This window comes from Acidisphaera sp. L21, assembly GCF_009765685.1.
GTDB lineage: Bacteria > Pseudomonadota > Alphaproteobacteria > Acetobacterales > Acetobacteraceae > LMUY01.
The window spans coordinates 196,045-213,621 of sequence record NZ_LMUY01000103.1; the positions used below are offsets into that span (position 1 = coordinate 196,045).

Below are 17,577 nucleotides of genomic sequence, written 5' to 3' on the forward strand. Positions count from 1 at the left end.
GCGCTACAGCCGGGTCAGCACCACCGGGATTTCTTCCTTGCCGTCCCAGTGCGGCACCGCGGCAATTAGCGTGTCCGGCCATTGCCAGGCCGCGCCAAACAGCGTGCGCATCTCGTCGGGCGGGCAGTCGAAGGGCGGCCCATCCGGTTTGCCGGTCTGCATGAGCAGCAGGAACAACCGGCCACCCGGTCGCAGCCAGCGGTGTAATTGCGCAACATAGCTGGGCCAAACCGGTGGTGGCAGGGCGCACAGGCAGGTCTGGTCGTATACCGCGTCGAACGGCGCATCGGCTGTCCATTCCAGCAGATCCGCCGCTTCGATCCGGCCGGGCAGGCTGAAGGACTGGAACCGCGCCTGCTGCACGGCAACGGCGGTCGCCGCGGCGTCAACGATGGTCACGTCGAAACCGTCCTGGGCCAGGGCCCGCGGCTCGGCACTGCGGCCGGCACCCGGCAGCATGATACGGCATGGCGCCAACGCCCCGCTGGCGCGCCAGGTGGTGAAGGCCGGATGCAGCGACGGGCGTTCCCACGGCGTGCGTTCGGCCTTGAACCGGGCCTCCCAGTCCAGGGCGAACGTCTTCCCGCTCATGCCGGGTCGCCGGAGATCGTCACCTGGGCGAAGGCATAGGGATGTTCGTCGGTGAGGGTCAGATGGATCGTCGCGACCTGGCCGTTGGGCGTGATTTCCCGCAGCCTGGCGAGTGCCCCGCCGGTCAGCTTCAGCGTCGGCTGGCCGCTGGGCAGGTTGACCACCCCCATGTCGGAGTGGAACACGCCGCGGCGAAACCCGGTGCCCAGCGCCTTGGCACAGGCCTCCTTGGCGGCGAACCGCTTGGCGTAGGTGCCGGGCTGGATGCGCACGTGCCGCCGCGCCGCGCGGGCCCGCTCCGCCTCGGTGAAGACGCGGTGCAGGAACCGGTCGCCGAAGCGGTGCATCACCCGTTCGATCCGCCGGATGTCGCACAGGTCGGAGCCGACGCCGATGATCATGCCCGCGCCCGTTCGACCTGAGTGATCCCGTTGGCGGCCCGCAACCCGGCGATGACTGTCGACAGGTGCCGCAAATCCCGGACCTCCACGTCGATCAGGATCTCGAAGAAATCCTGCTGGCGGTTCACGATCTTCAGGTTGGTGACCGCCCCGTCGTGCTTGGAGATCGCGTTGGTGAGATTGGCCAGCACACTGGGTTCGTTGGCGGCGATGACGCTGATCCGGCCGGTATGGACGCCGCCGGCCAGTCCGTCGCCCTCCCAGCCGATGTCGATGAACCGTTCCGGCGTGGCGGCGAAGCTTTCCAGCGTTTGGCAGCCCTTGGCGTGCACCGTGACGCCCTTGCCCGTGGTGACGATGCCGACGATCGGGTCGCCCGGCAGCGGATGGCAGCACCCGGCATAGTTCACCACCATGCTCGGCAGCAGGCCGGTGATGGCCATGCTGCCCCCGGCCGGACGGCTGGGCGCCCGGCTGGGCATATGCGGGATCATCCGCGGCGCCCGCGGCGCCTGCCGCAACTCCGGATAGGCGGCGTGGACCACGTCCTTCGGCCCGGTATTGCCGTTGCCGACCGCGACGTACAGATCGTCCAGCGAGGCGGCCTTCAGCGTCTTCAGCGCCGCTTCCAGCACCTTTTCCGACCCGTCCACGCCATCCTGCCGGAACGCCTTGGCCAGCGCCGCCCGCCCGGCATCCACGTGCTGCTGGCGCTGCTGCAGGGCGATGTAGCGCCGGATGCGCGCCCGCGCCTTGCCAGTGACGGCAAACCGCTCCCACGCTGGGGAGGGGGAGCCGCCGCGCGCGGTCATGATCTCCACCTGGTCGCCGTTCTGCAGTTCGGTCCGCAGCGGCAGCAGGCGGCCATTCACCTTGGCGCCGACGCAGGTATCGCCCACCTGGCTATGCACGGCGTAGGCGAAGTCGATCGGGGTCGCGCCACGCGGCAACTGGATCAGCTGCCCCTTCGGCGTGAAGCAGAACACCTTGTCCTGGTATAGCTCCAGCTTGGTGTTTTCGAGGAAGTCCTCGCCCGTGGTGGAGTTGTCCAGAATTTCCAGCAGGTCACGGACCCAGGGGAAATCCTGCGCGTCCGCCGGGCTGCCGACGCCCTGTTTGTAGCCCCAATGGGCGGCGACGCCGTTATCGGCCACACGCTGCATATCGGCGGTGCGGATCTGCACCTCGATCTTCTGGTTGCGCGGATGCGGCAGCGTCACGCCGGTATGCAGGCTTTGGTAGCCGTTGGATTTCGGGGTCGAGATGTAGTCCTTGAACCGCCCGGGGATGACCGGGTAGTTCGCGTGCACCGCGCCCAGCGCGATGTAGCAATCTGCCCGTGTCGGTACGACGACGCGGAAGGCCATGATGTCGGACAACTGTTCGAACGCGATATTGCGCCGCTGCATCTTCTCCCAGATGGAGAACGGGCTCTTCTCCCGCCCGCTCACGTCCACTGCCTCCACACCAGCCGCATGGCACAGCCGGGCGAGTTCGGTGCGCACTTCCTCGATGATGTCGGCGCCCTGGCCGCGCAGGAAGTTCAGCCGGGCCTGGATGGTGTCGAATGCCTCCTTCTCCAACTGGGCGAAGGCGAGGTTCTGAAGTTCGGTCTTGACCGCGTCCATGCCGATGCGTTCGGCGAGCGGGGCGTAGATCTCCATCGTCTCACGCGCGATGCGCTGCCGCCGCTCGGTCGAGGTGACGAAGTGCAGCGTGCGCATGTTGTGCAGCCGGTCCGCCAGCTTGACCAGCAGCACGCGGATGTCCTGGCTCATCGCCAGCACCAGCTTGCGGAAATTCTCCGCCTGCTTGTCGCGCCCGGTCTTCAGTTCCAGCTTGGTGAGTTTGGTGACGCCATCCACCAGCCCGGCGATCGGCTTGCCGAACCGTGCCTCGATGTCGGCGAGCTTGACCCCGGTATCCTCCACCGTGTCGTGCAGCAGGGCGGTGATGATGCTGCCGGTGTCCAGCCTATACCCGGCCAGGATATCGGCGACCGCGACCGGATGGGTGATGTAGGGGTCGCCATTGTCGCGCCGCTGGTCGCCATGCGCCTGCATGGCCATGACGTAGGCGGCGTCGATCAGGCTGGTATCGGCCTTGGGGTCGTATGAGAGGACCCGTTCCGTCAGTTCGAACTGACGGATGATCTTCGCCTGCGAGCGTGCAGTTTGTGGCCCTGCAGCTTGCGGTCGTGCAGTCTCTAACCCGTCCGGTGCATGGACAGTCTGGCTAGGCGCGGGGTGGTATGCCCTATGCTTGTCCATGCACCCCTGTGGTCCAGTCCGCGGTCAGCGGCGGCGGCCGCCGAGTTCGGCCTCGATCGCCGCCTCCAGATCCTCGGGCGACATATCTTCGACGGGAAGGCTCTGCGCCTCCTCCTCGGCCGACACGTCCTGCAGCCCGAAGATGTTCTGGTCGGTCGGGATAAGGTCGAGCACCTCTTCGTCCGCAGGCTCCGGCTCCGGCGCGCGGGAGAGCGACTTGATCAGATCCTGCTCCAGCTTCTGCAGGCCGATCGTCTCCTCGGCGATCTCGCGCAGGGCTACGACCGGGTTCTTGTCGTCGTCGCGATCGACCGTCAATTCTTCACCACGGCTGAGGTTGCGCGCGCGCTGGGCAGCGAACAGAACCAGCTCGAAACGGTTGGGAACGCGCTGGACGCAATCCTCGACAGTGACGCGTGCCATCGGGCAGTCTCCAAAGTACAAATGGGGTTGGACACACCTAGATAGTCTTCGGGCCGTCGTCTCGCAAGTGCGAAGACGTCAGCGGTCGTGCGCCCTGGTCCTCCAGCGCGTCCAGCAGGGCACGCGCGGACTGATTCAAGACCGGATGGCGCCAGTTCGGTGCCACGTCCAGCAGGGGAGCCAGCACGAACGCCCGCTCGTGCATGCGGGGGTGCGGGATTGTTGGATCCGGGGCGGTGCGCACCAGGTCGCCCATGGCGATGATGTCCAGGTCCAGGGTTCGGGCCGCGTTCGGGGTGCTGCGCTGGCGACCATGCGCCAGTTCCACTGCCTGGAGCGCCGCGAGCAAGACCGCCGGGTCAACCATCCCCTCCAGCCGTGCGACACCATTGATATAGGGCGGCTGGCCGGATGGCGGCATCGGCTGGGTCGCGAACCAGCGGGAGAGGGCGACGCAGCGAAGACCCACCAAACCATCCAGGGCGGCAGCGGCCCGGCGGCAGGTCTCCAGCGGTGCAATGCCCGATTGCGTTGGCAGGTTGGCGCCTAGTGCAACCAGTATCATCGGGTTCGGCCTTTCTGCACAGGTGAGCACGTCTTATGGTTGAATTTCGCCCATGGTATCGCGCCCCTGTCTCAGCGCAGTCGCTTAAGGAATATGAACTCGTGCTTTTTCTGCCGAATGATCGCACTGCTCTTTTTATCGATGGCGCGAACCTCTATTCCGCTTCTAGAAATCTTGGTTTTGACGTCGATTACCGGAACATGCTCGAATTCTTTCGCGCAAAAACAAACGTGATCCGGGCCTATTATTATTCTGCAATTTTGGAAACCGAGGAATACTCGCCATTGAAGCCGCTGACCGATTGGTTGGCCTATAACGGCTATGCGCTAATCACAAAGCCGGCCCGCGAATTTACCGATGCTGCGGGTCGTCGCCGGGTCAAAGGCAACATGGATGTCGAACTCGCGGTGGACATGATGGAGCTAGCACCGAAGCTGGACCACGCTGTCCTGTTCAGCGGCGACAGCGATTTTCGCCGGCTGGTGGAGGCCGTGCAGCGCATGGGGGTGCGCGTGTCCGTCATCTCCACCGTGCGCAGCAGCCCGCCCATGGTGGGGGACGAATTGCGTCGCCAGGCCGACCATTTCATCGAACTCGCCGACATCGCCACCGGCTTCACCCGCCGCCAGACCGAGCCGCGGGCACGCCCCGCCCGGTCCAGCGACTATGTCGAGCCGACCGACGCTTGAGCACGATGCCGGCCAGCCCCTCGCTCGATTGCCCGCTTTGCCCGCGCCTGGTCGAATACCGTGTTGCCAACCGGGCCGAGCATCCGGAGTGGTTCAACGCGCCCGTGCCGAGCTTCGGCCAGACGGATGCGCAGTTTCTGGTCGTTGGCATGGCGCCCGGGGTGCGAGGGGCCAACCGCACCGGCCGGCCGTTCACCGGCGACCATGCCGGGATCCTGCTCTACCAGACGCTGTTGCGGTATGGATTCGCCACCGGGCAATACGCGGCCGACCCGGCGGATGGGCTGGTGTTGCAGGACACCCGCATCGTCAACGCCGTGCGCTGCGTGCCGCCGGCCAATCTGCCTGTCCCGGCGGAGGTGAAGACCTGCAATCAGTTCCTCACCGCCGAATTGGCCGCGATGCCACGGCTGAAGATCGTGTTGGTGCTGGGATTGCTGGCCCATGCCGCTGTGCTGCGGTCCATGGGCATCCGCCAGGCGCTGCATAAGTTTCGCCATGGTGAGTTTCATGCTCTGGCGAATGGCCTGGTGCTGGCCAACAGCTATCATGTGTCCCGCTACAACACGAACACCGGACGCCTGACCGAGCCGATGTTCCAGTCCGTCATCGCCGAAACCCGGCAACGCCTCGGCGCCGCCTGATGGAGGAAGACCGCATCTGTGGCGCCAACGCGGTTGCCGCAGTGTTTGCCAAACGGCCGGAGGCGGTGAAGCGCCTGTTCTACACCGAGGACATGAAGGAGAAGGTCGGGCCGTTCTGCGCTGCGCTGGCCGCGAAGCGCCGGCCATATCGCCTGCTGGACGAGGCGGACATCGCCAAGACCGCCGGGTCGATCCACCATGGCGGCGTCGTTGCCATCGCCGAGACGCGCTATGTCGGCATCATCGACTTCGTCCGGCCGCCGCGCATGCAACTGCTGGTAATCCTGGACGGCGTCAGCAATCCGCATAACCTTGGCGCCATCGCCCGCAGCGCGGCGTTCTTCGGCGCCGGCGGGCTGCTGTTTCATGAAATTCCAGGGCAGGCCATGCCGTCCGACGCTGCGTATCGCACGGCAGAGGGCGGGCTGGAGTATCTGGAACTGCACAAGACCCGTAACATCCGCAAGGCGCTGCTGGCGCTGGAGCCGCATTACCGCACCGTCGCGACCGCCTTCACGCCGGACGCGATGCCGCTGCAAACGCTCCCGCGGGATCGCCCGATCGCCCTGGTGCTGGGCAATGAGGAGCGGGGTGTTTCCTGGGACACGCTGGAAACCTGCCGCCGCCGGGTGCGCATTCTGGGGCCGGGCAAGGTGCAGAGCCTGAACGTCGCCCAGGCCGCCGCCGTGCTGCTGGCCAACCTGACCGACCCGATGGCACAGCCGGGCTAGACGCCGACGCGGCGCCGGGCGATCAGCGCATCCAGGCTGAAGGCGCCGCCGCCGAATGCCACGACGTACACCATGCCGCCGGCGATACCGACGTTCTTGAGAAAATGGATTTCCATGTTCAGGTCGGCGAAGTTGGAGTGGAATTGGATCGCGGTCACGATGCACCACACGGCCAAGACCAGCCCGGATAGCCGGGTGAACAAGCCGAGCACGAGCGCCAGTCCCACCCCCAGTTCGATGAACACGGCGAGCGCGTAGGCGGCCTCCGGCATCGGCAGGCCGGATTTGGCGATGTAGGCCTGCGTGGCGGCGGCCGTCATCAGCTTGCCCCAGCCACCCCACACGAACAGGACACTGAGCAGGATACGGCCAATGAGAGCCAAGATGTCGGACATGCGCACAAAGCCTCGTTTCGGTTAGGAACGCCGGTACAGGTCGATCACGGTGGCGCAAACCGCGCCCAGCAGCATCGCCAGCGCCATGGGGCCCGCCGTGCCGTCGGCCAGCACGCCCATCAGCGACCCGCTGATCGCGGCAAGGATGAACTGGATCGTGCCCATGAGGGCCGACGCGCTGCCGGCCCGGGTCGGGTGCGGCGAGAGCGCGCCGACCGCGGTGTTGGGCTGGATGAAGCCCAGCGTGCACATGCCCAGGAAGATCGGCACAAACACGCTGAGCACGCCGAACGGTCCGGCAAAGGCGCAGATTACCAGCGCGATGGTGGATGCCAGGAACAGCCGTACCGCCACCCGCAATACCCGGCTGGCCCCGAACCGCCTGAGGAAGAACGGATTGATCTGCGCGCCCAGGATGTAGCCGGCGGCACAGATGCCGAACAGCATGCCGTATACCGGCGGCGACAGGTCGAACAACTGGATGTAGACCGGCGGCGAGCCGCTGAGATAGGCGAACATGCTGAACATGACGCAAGCGCCGATCGACATGTACAGGAAGAACGTCCGCTCCCGCAGGATGGTGCCGTAGCGGGAGACCAGGCCGACCAGCCCCAGCTTGACCCGACGCTCCGCCGGCAGCGTTTCTGGCAGCACGAAGATGACGATCAGGAGGGAGATGGCGCCATGCACCGTGGCGAACCAGAAGATCACCTGCCAATTCGCCACCGCCAGTAGGAATCCACCCAGCGTGGGCGCCAGGATCGGGGCCACCCCCATCACCAGCATCAGTTGCGACATCAGCCGCGCCGCTGCATGGCCATCCGCCAAGTCACGCACCATGGCGCGCGGTAATACCAGGCTAGCCGAGCCGCCAAACGCGCCGATCGCTCGCAGGATGGTGAGCGCCGTCAGGCTCGGCGCCAGGGCGCAGCCGGCGGAGGCTAGGGTGTAGATCACCAGCCCGGCGATTAGCGGCGCGCGCCGCCCGAAGCGGTCGGACAGCGTGCCCTGAGTGATCTGCCCCACCGCCAGGCCGGCGAACCAGCTGGCCAGGGTGATCTGCGCCGTGCCCTCCGGCGCGCCGTAGCTCGCCTCGATCGCGGGGAACGCCGGGAGGTACATGTCGGTCGACAGCGGACCCACCGCTGTCAGAAACCCGAGCAGCGGGGGCAGCAACCGGGACGTGGATTTCATCGGACTAAGGTGCTTGCGTGCTAACCGCTTGCGTAGTGCGGATCGGGTTGGGGGTCGGCCCGTTGATCCAGACGGAGGGCGGCTGCGCCTGCGCGCCACCGTAGATCGAGCAGAAGGCGACGTCGGCCGCATCCCGCCCGGCACCGATACGCACCAGCCCGTCCAGCGCCGCCATGCGCGTCGGGTCGAACAGATACCAGGCGCCGCCGCCGGGCCCATGCAAGAAAGCTTCGAACACGGCGTGGAAGTCCGGCGGGGAAAGCTGCCAGGCGTAGGCGCTGATGTAGCGCGCGGGAATGCCCACGGCGCGGCATAGCGTGATCGCCAGGTGCGCAAAATCGCGGCACACGCCGGCGCGGTCGCCCAGCGTGTCGTACGCGCTGGTCAGCGCGTCGGAGGTGCCGGCCTGGTAATCGACGTTGTCGCGGATCCAGTTGCAGATTGCCGTCACCCGCTGGTGGCCGGTGGGGCCGCCGCCGCCGAATTGCCGGTTGGCGAACCGGTTCAACCGGTCGGACTGGCAATAGCGGCTGGCGTTCAGATAGGTCAGAACCTCCATCGGCAGGGAGCCGCCGGGGATCTCGGTCACGCCCGTCGGGTCCAACATCAACGGGTCCAGCGCGATCTGTGCCCGGTAGTCGATCTGGAATTCCCCGGCCGGCACGACGTAGCGGATGAAGCGGTTGCCGCTTTCGGGCGCATCGAACCGGTCCGGCTGGCCCAGATCGGGGCTGGTGGTCAGCGTTTCGGACACGATGCGCTGCCGGGGCAGGCGCGCGGCCTCCAGGTTGAAGACGAAGGGGGTTGGGGCCTCCACCTGGTAGCGCAGCGTGCAGCCGATGGTGAAGTCCATAGGATCAGTCCTCGTCGTGGGTTCGGCGCACCAGGATCTCGCGTTTGCCGACGTGGTTCGCGGGGCTGATGATCCCCTCTTTCTCCATCTGCTCTATCAGCTTGGCCGCGCGATTGTAACCGATGGACAAATGGCGCTGGATGAACGACGTACTCGCCTTGCCCTCGCGCGCCACCACCGCCACGGCCTGGTCGAACAGCGACTTCTCCCCGTCGCTGCCGCCGGCGATGCCGCTCATGGCGCTGCCGCCTTCGTCCTCGTCCGGCGCCTCGGTCACTTCGTCCAGATAGGATGGCTCGCCCTGGGCACGCAGGAAGGCAACGACGTCCTCCACCTCCCGGTCGCTGACGAACGGGCCGTGCACGCGGCCGATGCGCCCGCCACCCTGCATGTACAACATGTCGCCCTGGCCCAGCAGTTGCTCCGACCCCTGCTCACCCAGGATGGTGCGGCTGTCGAATTTGCTGATCACGGTGAAGGAAATCCGGGTCGGGAAGTTCGCCTTGATCGTGCCGGTGATCACGTCGACCGACGGGCGCTGCGTTGCCATCACCACGTGGATGCCGGCGGCCCGGGCCATCTGGGCCAGGCGCTGCACCGCGGCCTCGATCTCCTTGCCGGCGACCATCATCAGGTCCGCCATTTCGTCGATCACCACCACCAGGAAGGGCAGCTTCTCCAGCGCCAGCGGATGCTCCTCGAAGATCGGCTTGCCCGTCTCTGCATCGAACCCGGTCTGCACGCGCCGGGTCACGACCTCGCCGCGGGCGCTCGCTTCCTCGACCCGCTCGTTATAGCCGCCGACATTGCGCACGCCGAGCTGGCTCATCGCCCGATAGCGCCGTTCCATCTCGCGCACGGTCCATTTCAGCGCCGTCACCGCCTTGGCCGGCTCGGTCACGACGGGGGCCATCAAGTGGGGAATGCCGTCATAGACCGACAATTCGAGCATCTTCGGGTCGATCAGGATCAGCCGGCACTGATCGGGGCTCAGGCGATAGAGCAGGCTCAGGATCATCGCGTTGATCCCGACGGACTTGCCCGAGCCGGTGGTCCCGGCCACCAGCAAATGCGGCATCCGCGCCAGGTCGGCCAGGATCGGCTCGCCACCGATATCCTTGCCCAGCGCCAGCGCCAACCGCCCGGGATGTTTTTCCCACGCGTCGGAGCCGAGCAGTTCGGAGAGGTACACCGTCTCCCGCTTGGCGTTCGGCACCTCGATGCCGATGACGTTGCGGCCGGGCACGGTGGCGATGCGCACCGCGGTGACGGACATGGACCGCGCCACGTCGTCCGCCAGCCCGATCACCCGGGCAGAGCGGATGCCCGGCGCTGGCTCCAGCTCGTACAGCGTGACCACCGGACCGGGGCGGATTTCCCGGATGGTGCCCTGCACGCCGTACTCGTCCAGCACCGATTCCAGCAGCCGGGCGTTGGCCTGTAACGCCTCTTCGCTGGGGCCGGTGTTGGCGCGGACGGGCGCCGCCTTCAGCAACGACAGCGGCGGCATGCGCCAGTTGCCGGGTGCGGCCTCCGGCAGCGGCAGGCTCGGCTGATGCGTGGGCGCCGTCTTGCGGGTCGGCAGGCTGATGCGGGTGCGGGGGGCCGGGGCCGCGACGGCCATTTGAGTCCGGGGGAGGGTGGTCTCCTCCTCCTCGACTTGCTCGGCCTCGTGCTCGTCGTGTCGCTCCGCCTCCTCCTGTCTCTCCCCCTGGAACTCCCTTTGGGGCTCGCCCATCGGCGGCGGGTTGGCACGGCGCGCGGGTGCGGGGCGAGAGGCGGCGCGCAGCATCGGTTCCAGCGGGCGCAGTGGCTCCGGCTCGCGCCGGCGGAGCAGGCGAAGTGGCGCCATCAGCAGCGGGAGAAGCCCGACGGCGCCGCGTCCAACCTTGTGCCCGCGCGCGAGCGAGCCGCCCGCCACGCGCCCGGCCGCCCGCCATTCCCCGGCGGATAAGCCCAAAGCGGCCCAGAACAGCACGACGCCCAGTACGCCGCCGACCGCCAGGGCGATCATGACGCCAAGCGGGCCGAGCAGGCCGTGCGCATAGGACGTCACCGACTGCGCGATCACCCGCCCGATCGCACCACCCGGCCCGGCGTCGGACGGCCAGGCCGCCTGGGTGGGCAGGGCGGCGGCCAGTGCGGCCAGCACCGGCAGCGCCGCGAGCGTGCTGGCCAACCGGGCGGCGAAACTGCCGAGCCCGCGATGCGAGGCTATGCGCCAGGCCCAGGCCAACGCCACCACGCCGGGCAGCACCGCGGCGACACCCAGGCTTTGCAGCAGCAGATCTGCCGCCATCGCGCCCGCTGGCCCGGCCAGGTTGGTCGGCGGACGGGACGTCGCGGTGTTCATCGATGGGTCGAGCGGGTTGTAGCAGGCCAGCGCCACCAGCAGCGCGACGCCGCCCAGGCCTAGAACGATCCCGCCCAATTCGGACAGGCGCCGGCTGATCAGCGTGCGAATGGCAGGGGAAGCAAGGCGGCGTGCCGGGACAGCAGCGGACATGCGTGACGGTGCCTCTAGTTCATCCGAGATCGCAGCTATAGCCGGGAACTCGCGCATCCAGAATGCAAAAAGGGGTGCGACCTTTCGGCCGCACCCCTTTGCGTTGCGGATCTGCCGCGCTTACCCGATGGATTCGCCGTGCAGGACGATGTCCAGCCCCTCCATTTCCTGGTCGCGGGTGACGCGCAGGCCGATGGTGGCGTCGATGATCTTCAGCAGGATGAACGAGATCACGCCGCTCCAGACCAGGGTCACGACCACGGCCTCGGCCTGCTTGATCAACTGTTCCATCCCGCCGACCACGCCGGCCGCATTGGCGTCCGTGGCCGAGAGCGGACCGTAGGCGAATACGCCCGTCAGCAGCGCGCCGACGATGCCGCCAATGCCGTGGACGCCCCAGGTGTCCAGGCTGTCGTCGTAGCCCAGCATGTGCTTCAGCCCGGTCGCCGACCAGAAGCACACCACGCCCGCCACCAGGCCGATGATCAGACCCGGGCCAGGCAGCACGAAGCCGCTGGCCGGGGTGATCGCCACCAGGCCCGCCACCGCGCCGGAGATGATCCCCAGCACCGACGGCTTGCCCTTGGTCACCCACTCCGCAAACATCCAGCCCAAGGCCGCCGCCGCCGTCGCGATCTGCGTCACCGCCATCGCCATGCCGGCACGCCCGTTCGCACCCACCGCCGACCCGGCGTTGAACCCGAACCAGCCGACCCATAGCAGCGAGGCCCCGATCAGCGCGTAGGTCAGGTTGAACGGGGACATGTTGTCGTGCCCGTAGCCCACCCGCTTGCCCAACACGATCGCGCAGACCAGGCCGGCCACGCCGGCGTTGATGTGCACCACCGTGCCGCCCGCGAAGTCGATTGCACCGATCGTGACACCCACGATCCCGGTCGGCGACCACACCATGTGCGCGATCGGGCAGTAGACCAGCAGCGACCAGAACACCATGAAGACGCACATCGCGCTGAACTTCATCCGGTCCGCGAAGGCGCCGGCGATCAGGGCGGGGGTGATGATGGCGAAGGTCATCTGATACATCATGAAGACCGTCTCGGGGATGGTCATCGCCGTCTCGTTGCCCGAGCCCACGCCCATCGTGAAGGGCACGTCGCCGCCCTTGGTGATGTGGTCGGCGATGCCGCCCAGGAACAGCCGCGACAGGTCACCGATATAGGGTGCAGTGGCGCCGGTGCCGTTGGTGAAGGTCAGGCTGTAGCCGGCGACCATCCAGACGATGGTGATGAGGCAGCACACGGCGAAGGACTGCATCAGCGTGGCCAGCACGTTCTTCTTGCGCACCATGCCGGCGTAGAACAGCGCCAGGCCGGGCACCGTCATCATCAGCACCAGCGCGGTGCTGGTGAGCATCCAGGCGGTGTCGCCGGTGTCGATCTTGGCGGCCTCGGCCGCCACGGCCGCCGCCGCCGGGGCGGTGGCCGTGCCGGGTGCGGCGGTTTGGGCGAAGGCGGCCCCCGCGAGGAGGAGGATGGACAGCCCGGTAGCTGGTGCGAGGGCTGGGGCGAGCAGACGCTTCATTATCGTAGAATCCTTCATAGTGCCTCGGCATCCACCTCGCCGGTGCGGATTCGCACCGCGCGTTCCAGGTCCAGAACGAAGATCTTGCCGTCGCCGATCTTGCCCGTCTGTCCAGCCTTCATGATCGCCTCGACCACCTGCTCGGCCAGATCGGAGGCGACTGCGACCTCGATCTTCACCTTGGGCAGGAAATTCACGTGGTATTCCGCCCCGCGGTAGATTTCGGTCTGGCCCTTTTGCCGGCCGAAGCCTTTGACCTCGGACACGGTCAAACCCTGCACCCCGAGCGGCGTGAGCGCCTCGCGCACGTCGTCCAGCTTGAAGGGTTTGATGATCGCCATAATGAGCTTCATGTCTTCACCTCCCAGCACTCCCAAAATCTTCTCTGCTCGACAGAACGCGCTTCATTTCGGTCCGTCAAGAACCATGCCAGAACATTCTGCTGCGTCCCAAGCCGCAAATCGAGCGGAAATCGCCGCGAATGCCCAACAAATAGGCTATTGCAACGAATTTCTCGCGAAAGGTTTGCGGATTAGGCACACCCTGCAGGTTTCGGAGGATATATCCGCGCCAAGTGTTGCAGTATTCCGCCAGCATAACGTATCCCGGTTCTCCAAGGTTACAAAATGCCACGCAGCCGATTGCATTACTTCGCGTGCGAGTGAAAGGAAGCGCCTAAACCATGAAACGAGCCACCTGGTCACCCTTGTCCGCCAAATCAGCCCGCGGACCATTAACGATGATCTGTGGCACTGTCTTTCTTGGTATTATGGCTGGACAAGCCGCCGCCCAACCCGTGGCAACTGCCCCCGCACCAGCGACAGAAAAGGCGTGGGCTCCGCCGACAAGCTTTTCCGACTGGGCTAGCAGCATCAAGTTTTGGGGCCAGGTTGAGGCGGGGATCGTCGGCAACACCCAGGACCCGAATAACGGCGCCAATTACGGCGCGCTGTTCACCGACAAGGCCAACCGGCCGATCCTGAACCAACTGATGCTCACGCTCGAACGGGACATCGATCCTAAGGCGACGTCCTACGATTTCGGCTTCAAGCTGCAGGGCATGTATGGTTCCGACGCTCGGATTATCCACTCACTGGGCTTGTTCGACCACGCGATCCACGACCGTAATCAGTTGGACATCGTCGAGGCAAACGTCACCGCACATACGCCGTGGCTATTCGAAGGTGGTATCGACTTCAAGGGCGGCCTGTATCCAACGCCGCTTGGGTTCGAAGTCATCGACCCGAAGGCCAATCCTTTCTACACCCACTCCTACATCTTCAACTATGGCCTACCCTATAAGCATCTCGGCTTGTTGAGCACGGCGCACGTGACGAGCGTGCTGGACCTGTATCTCGGCATCGACACCGGCACCAACGTCACGATTTTCGACGGCGACGACAACCGCCGACCCGGCGGCATCGCTGGGTTCGGGCTAAACCTGTTGGATGGCAAGCTGACCCTGCTGGCGCTGACCCATATCGGGCCAGAGAATTCCAAGCGGAACACGCCCTTCGCAAATTCCGCCATGCGGTACTACAACGACGTCACCATCACCTATAAGGCAACGGATGCGCTAAGCTTCACAACCGAGCTCAACTACATCAAGGATGATGGTTTCCGCGCCGAGGGCTATGGTGCGGCGCAATATATCTCCTACGCGCTGACCGATACGTTGACCTTGAACGGCCGGGCCGAAATCTGGCGGGACAATTCGAATTTCTTTGTCAGCACGCCAGTCAATAATCTGGACTTCGTAAACTTCGAGCGTGGCTATTCCCCGGCCAATTTCTACACGGCGGTGCGCCCAACCACCTATTCCGCTCTGACGGCGGGGGTCACCTACAAGCCGGCGGGGATCCCGGCGCCGATCAACAACCTCATGGTACGGCCGGAACTTCGCTACGACCGCTCGCTCTCGGGGTCGAAGCCCTATGGCGACGGGAATGACAAGGGCGTTTTTACGATCTCAGCGGACGTGATCCTCGGCTTCTAGGCTAGGCGGGTCACGCCCGGCACGGCAAACTGGCGGCTCACGAAAAGGGGGCCGCCACGATGCGTGTCTCGCTCGCTGTTTTCTGCGCCTGCGCCCCCTGGCTGCTGATGGCGGCGGCGCCATGCCGGGTCGACCTGCGGGCAAGTGTCGCGGTGACGCAGGCGGGGGGCGTCCTGCTGGTGCCGGTTACGCTCAATGGCAGCACGGTGGATTTCGTGCTGGACACGGGGGCGGAGCGTACCGCGGTCGGCACCGCGGCCGCCGAGCGATTGCACATCGCGCGGGATGAATGGGTCAGCACCGATATCCAGGGTGCTGGCGGTCGCGACCAGCAGCGGCTGGGCAGGCCCACATCCCTGTCGTTTGGCGGCATCGCGCTGAAGCGGCGTACGGTGGCGGCCGATACCTCCGTGGTCATTGGGCCGGTGCCGGATTCCGTGGGTGGTCGGTCCATCGCCGGGCTGCTGGGGCAGGATTTTCTGTCGGCCTTCGACCTGGATTTGGACGTCGCTGGCGGCGTGCTGAAGCTCTATGACGTGTCCGGCTGTCGCGGGCGGTTCCTGCCGTGGACGGGCCCATACGGCGCCATCCCCGCGTGGCGACCGGTGCGCAATGTGCTCGCACTGCCGATGCGCGTCGGCAGCACGGCGATCCAGGCGGAGTTGGATAGTGGCGCCGGGAGCACCGTCATCACCCTGCCGGGCATGCTGGCGTTGGGGCTGGCCTCCGGCGGAGCCGATATGGTGCGCGGTTTCGGCAAGGGCAGCCTGGCGGCGCGGACACAGCATTTTCCAGCTGTCCAGATCGGCGGCTTGCGACCGGAGCCGGCGGATCTGGTCATCGCGCCCATTCGCACGCTGCGCAGTATCGGTGCGCTATTGGGAGCGGATTGGGTGGTTGCCCGGCATGTGTGGATCTCCTGGGCGACCGACCAGGTATTCGTGGGTGCGACTAGCGCGCGATAGCCGTCGCGGACAGCCGTCGCCGGTCTAACCGCCGTGGCCACCGCGCGCAGCCAGGTCAGCACGGTGGATTCGCGCGATATGCTCGCCATCGCTGGGGGCGGCGCGACGACGACCGGCGGTGCCACGATTTCGGCACCCGGCGGTGGTGCAACGCTGGCGGTTGTTCCGTCCGGTCCGAACGTCCTGCCGCGCCGCCTTGTCCAGGGTCCAGGCGACGATCTGCAGCAGGTTGGCCGGGCGGTGATCGGCCTCCTCCAGCAAGAGCCTCATCCGTGGCGGCGTCTACGGGGCGCGCATGATTGCGGGTCGATGACATGCGGCGGCTCCTGCCAAGTGCGGTGGCGACCGCACCCGGTGGCTGAACCGCGCCACATGATGCGTGGCGGCATTATCTCTGCGCGGCCTGTGCGGCGCTTGTCCGCAGGGCACGCGGCTTGAACCGGGTCCACATGAAGTGACCGTATTGGCCGATCCGAACGGCCTCATCTTGGCGGGTGCCAGGCAAGGACCTATGTTGCGGGCATCGGCAGGCGCCGACCGCCTGCGGCTTGCTGGCCTGTTCGGGCGGCGTCGGCGACGATCAAAGGGCAACAAGCAATGAGTCAATCCGACACCACCAGCGCGGTGGGGGCCGGCCTCGGGCCTGGGCTGACGCTCGCCATGGCCGTTGCCGTCGGCGTCGCCGTCGCGAACATCTATTACAACCAACCGCTACTGGGCATTATCGAGCGTGAATTTCCGGGTGCGGCAGCCGGCTTCATTCCAACCGCGACCCAACTGGGCTACGCGGCCGGGTTGTTTCTGCTGGTACCGCTCGGCGATCTGATGGACCGGCGGCGGCTGATCCTGGCGCAATTCGTTGTGCTGGCGGTGGCAGCGGCCGCCGCAGCGATGGCGCCGACTGTGGGCACGCTGATCGTTGCCTCCCTGCTGGTAGGTGCCAGCGCGACCGTGGCGCAGCAAATCGTGCCCTTCGCGGCCGCGCTGGCGCGACCGGAGCGGCGGGGGCGGACGATCGGCACGGTGATGGCGGGGTTGTTGTGCGGCATCTTGTTCAGCCGAACCTTGGCCGGCTTCGTCGGTACCCATGCTGGTTGGCGGGAGATGTTTTGGCTGAGCGTGCCGTTGGCCCTCATCATGGCCGCCATGATGGCAGCGCTGCTGCCACGCAACCAGCCTTACGAGAAGCTCGGCTACGGGGCTGCATTGGCCTCCGTGGCGCGGCTGTGGCGGGAGGAGCCGACGCTGCGCCGCGCGACGATCGTGCAGGCGGCCTTATTCGCACAGTTCAGCGTGTTTTGGACCATATTGGCGCTTCACCTGCAGGAGCCTCGCTTCGCCCTGGGCGCGGACGTGGCCGGGCTGTTCGGTGTCGTCGGCGCGGTGGGCGTGCTGGCCGCACCCCTGGCCGGGCGCGTTGCGGACCGGCGAGGCCCGGCGATGGTCATTGCGTGCGGAGCGACGCTGGCGCTGCTGGCTTGGCTGCTATTCGGATTCTGGAACAGCGTGCCCGGCCTCATCATCGGCGTCATCGTGTTGGATTTTGGGGTGCAGAGTTCGCTGGTGAGCAACCAGCACGTCGTGTTCGCGCTGAACCCCAGCGCCAGAAACCGGCTGAACACCGTGTTCGTCACCGGTCTGTTCATCGGCGGGGCGATCGGGTCCGCCGGCGCCATGCTCGCCTGGACCTATGCCGGGTGGCCGGGCGTGTGCAGTTTCGGTGGACTACTGGCCGCGGTGGCGCTGGCGGTGGAACTCGGGGGGCGCCACACGGCACGTCCCCAATTGGCCGAATAGGCGGCCTGTTTGCTG

At 66.3% G+C, this 17,577-nt stretch carries 18 protein-coding genes; 6 read left to right on the top strand and 12 right to left on the bottom strand.

Going from position 1 to position 17,577, the window contains the following annotated elements; all coding sequences use genetic code 11:
- Nucleotides 1–3: 3 nt before the first annotated feature.
- Genes GSQ76_RS21405 through folK form a run of 5 tightly spaced genes read right to left on the bottom strand, consistent with a single transcriptional unit; the run spans nucleotide 4 to nucleotide 4,250 of the window.
- Complete coding sequence (locus GSQ76_RS21405; RefSeq protein WP_158746125.1) at nucleotides 4–591, bottom strand: methyltransferase domain-containing protein; 588 nt, start codon at nucleotides 589–591, stop codon at nucleotides 4–6.
- Complete coding sequence (acpS, locus tag GSQ76_RS21410; protein WP_158746126.1) at nucleotides 588–992, bottom strand: holo-ACP synthase; 405 nt, start codon at nucleotides 990–992, stop codon at nucleotides 588–590. The genes GSQ76_RS21405 and acpS overlap by 4 nt, the downstream gene beginning before the upstream one ends.
- On the bottom strand, nucleotides 989–3,262 hold the full coding sequence (locus tag GSQ76_RS21415; RefSeq protein WP_158746127.1) for a bifunctional (p)ppGpp synthetase/guanosine-3',5'-bis(diphosphate) 3'-pyrophosphohydrolase: 2,274 nt from the start codon (nucleotides 3,260–3,262) through the stop codon (nucleotides 989–991). Before GSQ76_RS21415 ends, acpS begins: the two co-directional genes overlap by 4 nt.
- Nucleotides 3,263–3,286: 24 nt before the next feature.
- On the bottom strand, nucleotides 3,287–3,685 hold the full coding sequence (gene rpoZ / locus GSQ76_RS21420) for a DNA-directed RNA polymerase subunit omega (RefSeq protein ID WP_158746128.1): 399 nt from the start codon (nucleotides 3,683–3,685) through the stop codon (nucleotides 3,287–3,289).
- A gap of 37 nt (nucleotides 3,686–3,722) precedes the next feature.
- The gene (folK, locus tag GSQ76_RS21425) at nucleotides 3,723–4,250 is read right to left on the bottom strand and encodes a 2-amino-4-hydroxy-6-hydroxymethyldihydropteridine diphosphokinase (RefSeq protein ID WP_158746129.1); all 528 of its coding nucleotides are present in this window, start codon (nucleotides 4,248–4,250) and stop codon (nucleotides 3,723–3,725) included.
- Nucleotides 4,251–4,351: 101 nt separating this feature from the next.
- Between folK and GSQ76_RS21430 the strand changes: the two genes are divergently transcribed.
- The 3 genes from GSQ76_RS21430 to GSQ76_RS21440 are packed head-to-tail and all read left to right on the top strand — an operon-like array spanning nucleotide 4,352 to nucleotide 6,314.
- Nucleotides 4,352–4,939, top strand: a complete 588-nt coding sequence (locus tag GSQ76_RS21430) for an NYN domain-containing protein (protein WP_158746130.1) — start codon at nucleotides 4,352–4,354, stop codon at nucleotides 4,937–4,939.
- Nucleotides 4,940–4,944: 5 nt separating this feature from the next.
- Complete coding sequence (locus GSQ76_RS21435; protein ID WP_158746186.1) at nucleotides 4,945–5,583, top strand: uracil-DNA glycosylase; 639 nt, start codon at nucleotides 4,945–4,947, stop codon at nucleotides 5,581–5,583.
- Nucleotides 5,583–6,314 (top strand): RNA methyltransferase, encoded by a 732-nt coding sequence (locus GSQ76_RS21440; protein WP_158746131.1) that lies wholly within the window; start codon nucleotides 5,583–5,585, stop codon nucleotides 6,312–6,314. Before GSQ76_RS21435 ends, GSQ76_RS21440 begins: the two co-directional genes overlap by 1 nt.
- Here GSQ76_RS21440 and GSQ76_RS21445 read toward each other — a convergent pair.
- The 6 genes from GSQ76_RS21445 to GSQ76_RS21470 form a co-directional block, all read right to left on the bottom strand.
- Nucleotides 6,311–6,709 (bottom strand): DoxX family protein, encoded by a 399-nt coding sequence (locus GSQ76_RS21445; protein ID WP_158746132.1) that lies wholly within the window; start codon nucleotides 6,707–6,709, stop codon nucleotides 6,311–6,313. The genes GSQ76_RS21440 and GSQ76_RS21445 overlap by 4 nt on opposite strands.
- Nucleotides 6,710–6,730: 21 nt before the next feature.
- Nucleotides 6,731–7,903 carry a multidrug effflux MFS transporter gene (locus GSQ76_RS21450; protein ID WP_158746133.1) on the bottom strand — a complete coding sequence of 391 codons (1,173 nt, stop codon included), beginning with the start codon at nucleotides 7,901–7,903 and terminating at the stop codon, nucleotides 6,731–6,733.
- A 4-nt stretch (nucleotides 7,904–7,907) separates the two neighbouring features.
- Entirely contained in the window at nucleotides 7,908–8,756 is an 849-nt protein-coding gene (locus tag GSQ76_RS21455) for a transglutaminase family protein (RefSeq protein WP_158746134.1), read from the bottom strand.
- Between the two features lie 4 nt (nucleotides 8,757–8,760).
- Nucleotides 8,761–11,262, bottom strand: coding sequence for a DNA translocase FtsK (locus GSQ76_RS21460; protein ID WP_158746135.1), 2,502 nt, complete (start codon nucleotides 11,260–11,262; stop codon nucleotides 8,761–8,763).
- 120 nt (nucleotides 11,263–11,382) lie between these two features.
- Nucleotides 11,383–12,804 (bottom strand): ammonium transporter, encoded by a 1,422-nt coding sequence (locus tag GSQ76_RS21465; RefSeq protein ID WP_158746136.1) that lies wholly within the window; start codon nucleotides 12,802–12,804, stop codon nucleotides 11,383–11,385.
- Nucleotides 12,805–12,818: 14 nt separating this feature from the next.
- On the bottom strand, nucleotides 12,819–13,157 hold the full coding sequence (locus GSQ76_RS21470; protein WP_158746137.1) for a P-II family nitrogen regulator: 339 nt from the start codon (nucleotides 13,155–13,157) through the stop codon (nucleotides 12,819–12,821).
- Nucleotides 13,158–13,573: 416 nt separating this feature from the next.
- On the opposite strand from GSQ76_RS21470, the gene GSQ76_RS21475 reads away from it, so the two are divergent.
- Both GSQ76_RS21475 and GSQ76_RS21480 read left to right on the top strand, forming a co-directional pair.
- Entirely contained in the window at nucleotides 13,574–14,800 is a 1,227-nt protein-coding gene (locus tag GSQ76_RS21475) for a porin (RefSeq protein ID WP_216851198.1), read from the top strand.
- Between the two features lie 59 nt (nucleotides 14,801–14,859).
- Nucleotides 14,860–15,765, top strand: coding sequence for an aspartyl protease family protein (locus GSQ76_RS21480; protein WP_158746139.1), 906 nt, complete (start codon nucleotides 14,860–14,862; stop codon nucleotides 15,763–15,765).
- A 24-nt stretch (nucleotides 15,766–15,789) separates the two neighbouring features.
- On the opposite strand, the gene GSQ76_RS21485 is transcribed toward GSQ76_RS21480, so the two are convergent.
- Complete coding sequence (locus GSQ76_RS21485) at nucleotides 15,790–16,035, bottom strand: hypothetical protein (RefSeq protein WP_158746140.1); 246 nt, start codon at nucleotides 16,033–16,035, stop codon at nucleotides 15,790–15,792.
- Between the two features lie 327 nt (nucleotides 16,036–16,362).
- Here GSQ76_RS21485 and GSQ76_RS21490 point away from each other — a divergent pair, with 327 nt between their 5' ends.
- Nucleotides 16,363–17,562, top strand: a complete 1,200-nt coding sequence (locus GSQ76_RS21490; RefSeq protein ID WP_158746141.1) for an MFS transporter — start codon at nucleotides 16,363–16,365, stop codon at nucleotides 17,560–17,562.
- Nucleotides 17,563–17,577 lie beyond the last annotated feature (15 nt).

Coding starts and splice junctions, on each gene's coding strand:
- GSQ76_RS21455 (WP_158746134.1), bottom strand. CDS start 8,756: ATGGACTTCACCATCGGCTGCACGCTGCGCTACCAGGTGGAGGCCCCA.
- GSQ76_RS21460 (WP_158746135.1), bottom strand. CDS start 11,262: ATGTCCGCTGCTGTCCCGGCACGCCGCCTTGCTTCCCCTGCCATTCGC.
- GSQ76_RS21465 (WP_158746136.1), bottom strand. CDS start 12,804: ATGAAGCGTCTGCTCGCCCCAGCCCTCGCACCAGCTACCGGGCTGTCC.
- folK (WP_158746129.1), bottom strand. CDS start 4,250: ATGATACTGGTTGCACTAGGCGCCAACCTGCCAACGCAATCGGGCATT.
- GSQ76_RS21440 (WP_158746131.1), top strand. CDS start 5,583: ATGGAGGAAGACCGCATCTGTGGCGCCAACGCGGTTGCCGCAGTGTTT.
- GSQ76_RS21435 (WP_158746186.1), top strand. CDS start 4,945: ATGCCGGCCAGCCCCTCGCTCGATTGCCCGCTTTGCCCGCGCCTGGTC.
- rpoZ (WP_158746128.1), bottom strand. CDS start 3,685: ATGGCACGCGTCACTGTCGAGGATTGCGTCCAGCGCGTTCCCAACCGT.
- GSQ76_RS21485 (WP_158746140.1), bottom strand. CDS start 16,035: ATGAGGCTCTTGCTGGAGGAGGCCGATCACCGCCCGGCCAACCTGCTG.
- GSQ76_RS21445 (WP_158746132.1), bottom strand. CDS start 6,709: ATGTCCGACATCTTGGCTCTCATTGGCCGTATCCTGCTCAGTGTCCTG.
- GSQ76_RS21490 (WP_158746141.1), top strand. CDS start 16,363: ATGAGTCAATCCGACACCACCAGCGCGGTGGGGGCCGGCCTCGGGCCT.
- GSQ76_RS21475 (WP_216851198.1), top strand. CDS start 13,574: ATGGCTGGACAAGCCGCCGCCCAACCCGTGGCAACTGCCCCCGCACCA.
- GSQ76_RS21415 (WP_158746127.1), bottom strand. CDS start 3,262: ATGGACAAGCATAGGGCATACCACCCCGCGCCTAGCCAGACTGTCCAT.
- GSQ76_RS21470 (WP_158746137.1), bottom strand. CDS start 13,157: ATGAAGCTCATTATGGCGATCATCAAACCCTTCAAGCTGGACGACGTG.
- GSQ76_RS21480 (WP_158746139.1), top strand. CDS start 14,860: ATGCGTGTCTCGCTCGCTGTTTTCTGCGCCTGCGCCCCCTGGCTGCTG.
- GSQ76_RS21450 (WP_158746133.1), bottom strand. CDS start 7,903: ATGAAATCCACGTCCCGGTTGCTGCCCCCGCTGCTCGGGTTTCTGACA.
- acpS (WP_158746126.1), bottom strand. CDS start 992: ATGATCATCGGCGTCGGCTCCGACCTGTGCGACATCCGGCGGATCGAA.
- GSQ76_RS21405 (WP_158746125.1), bottom strand. CDS start 591: ATGAGCGGGAAGACGTTCGCCCTGGACTGGGAGGCCCGGTTCAAGGCC.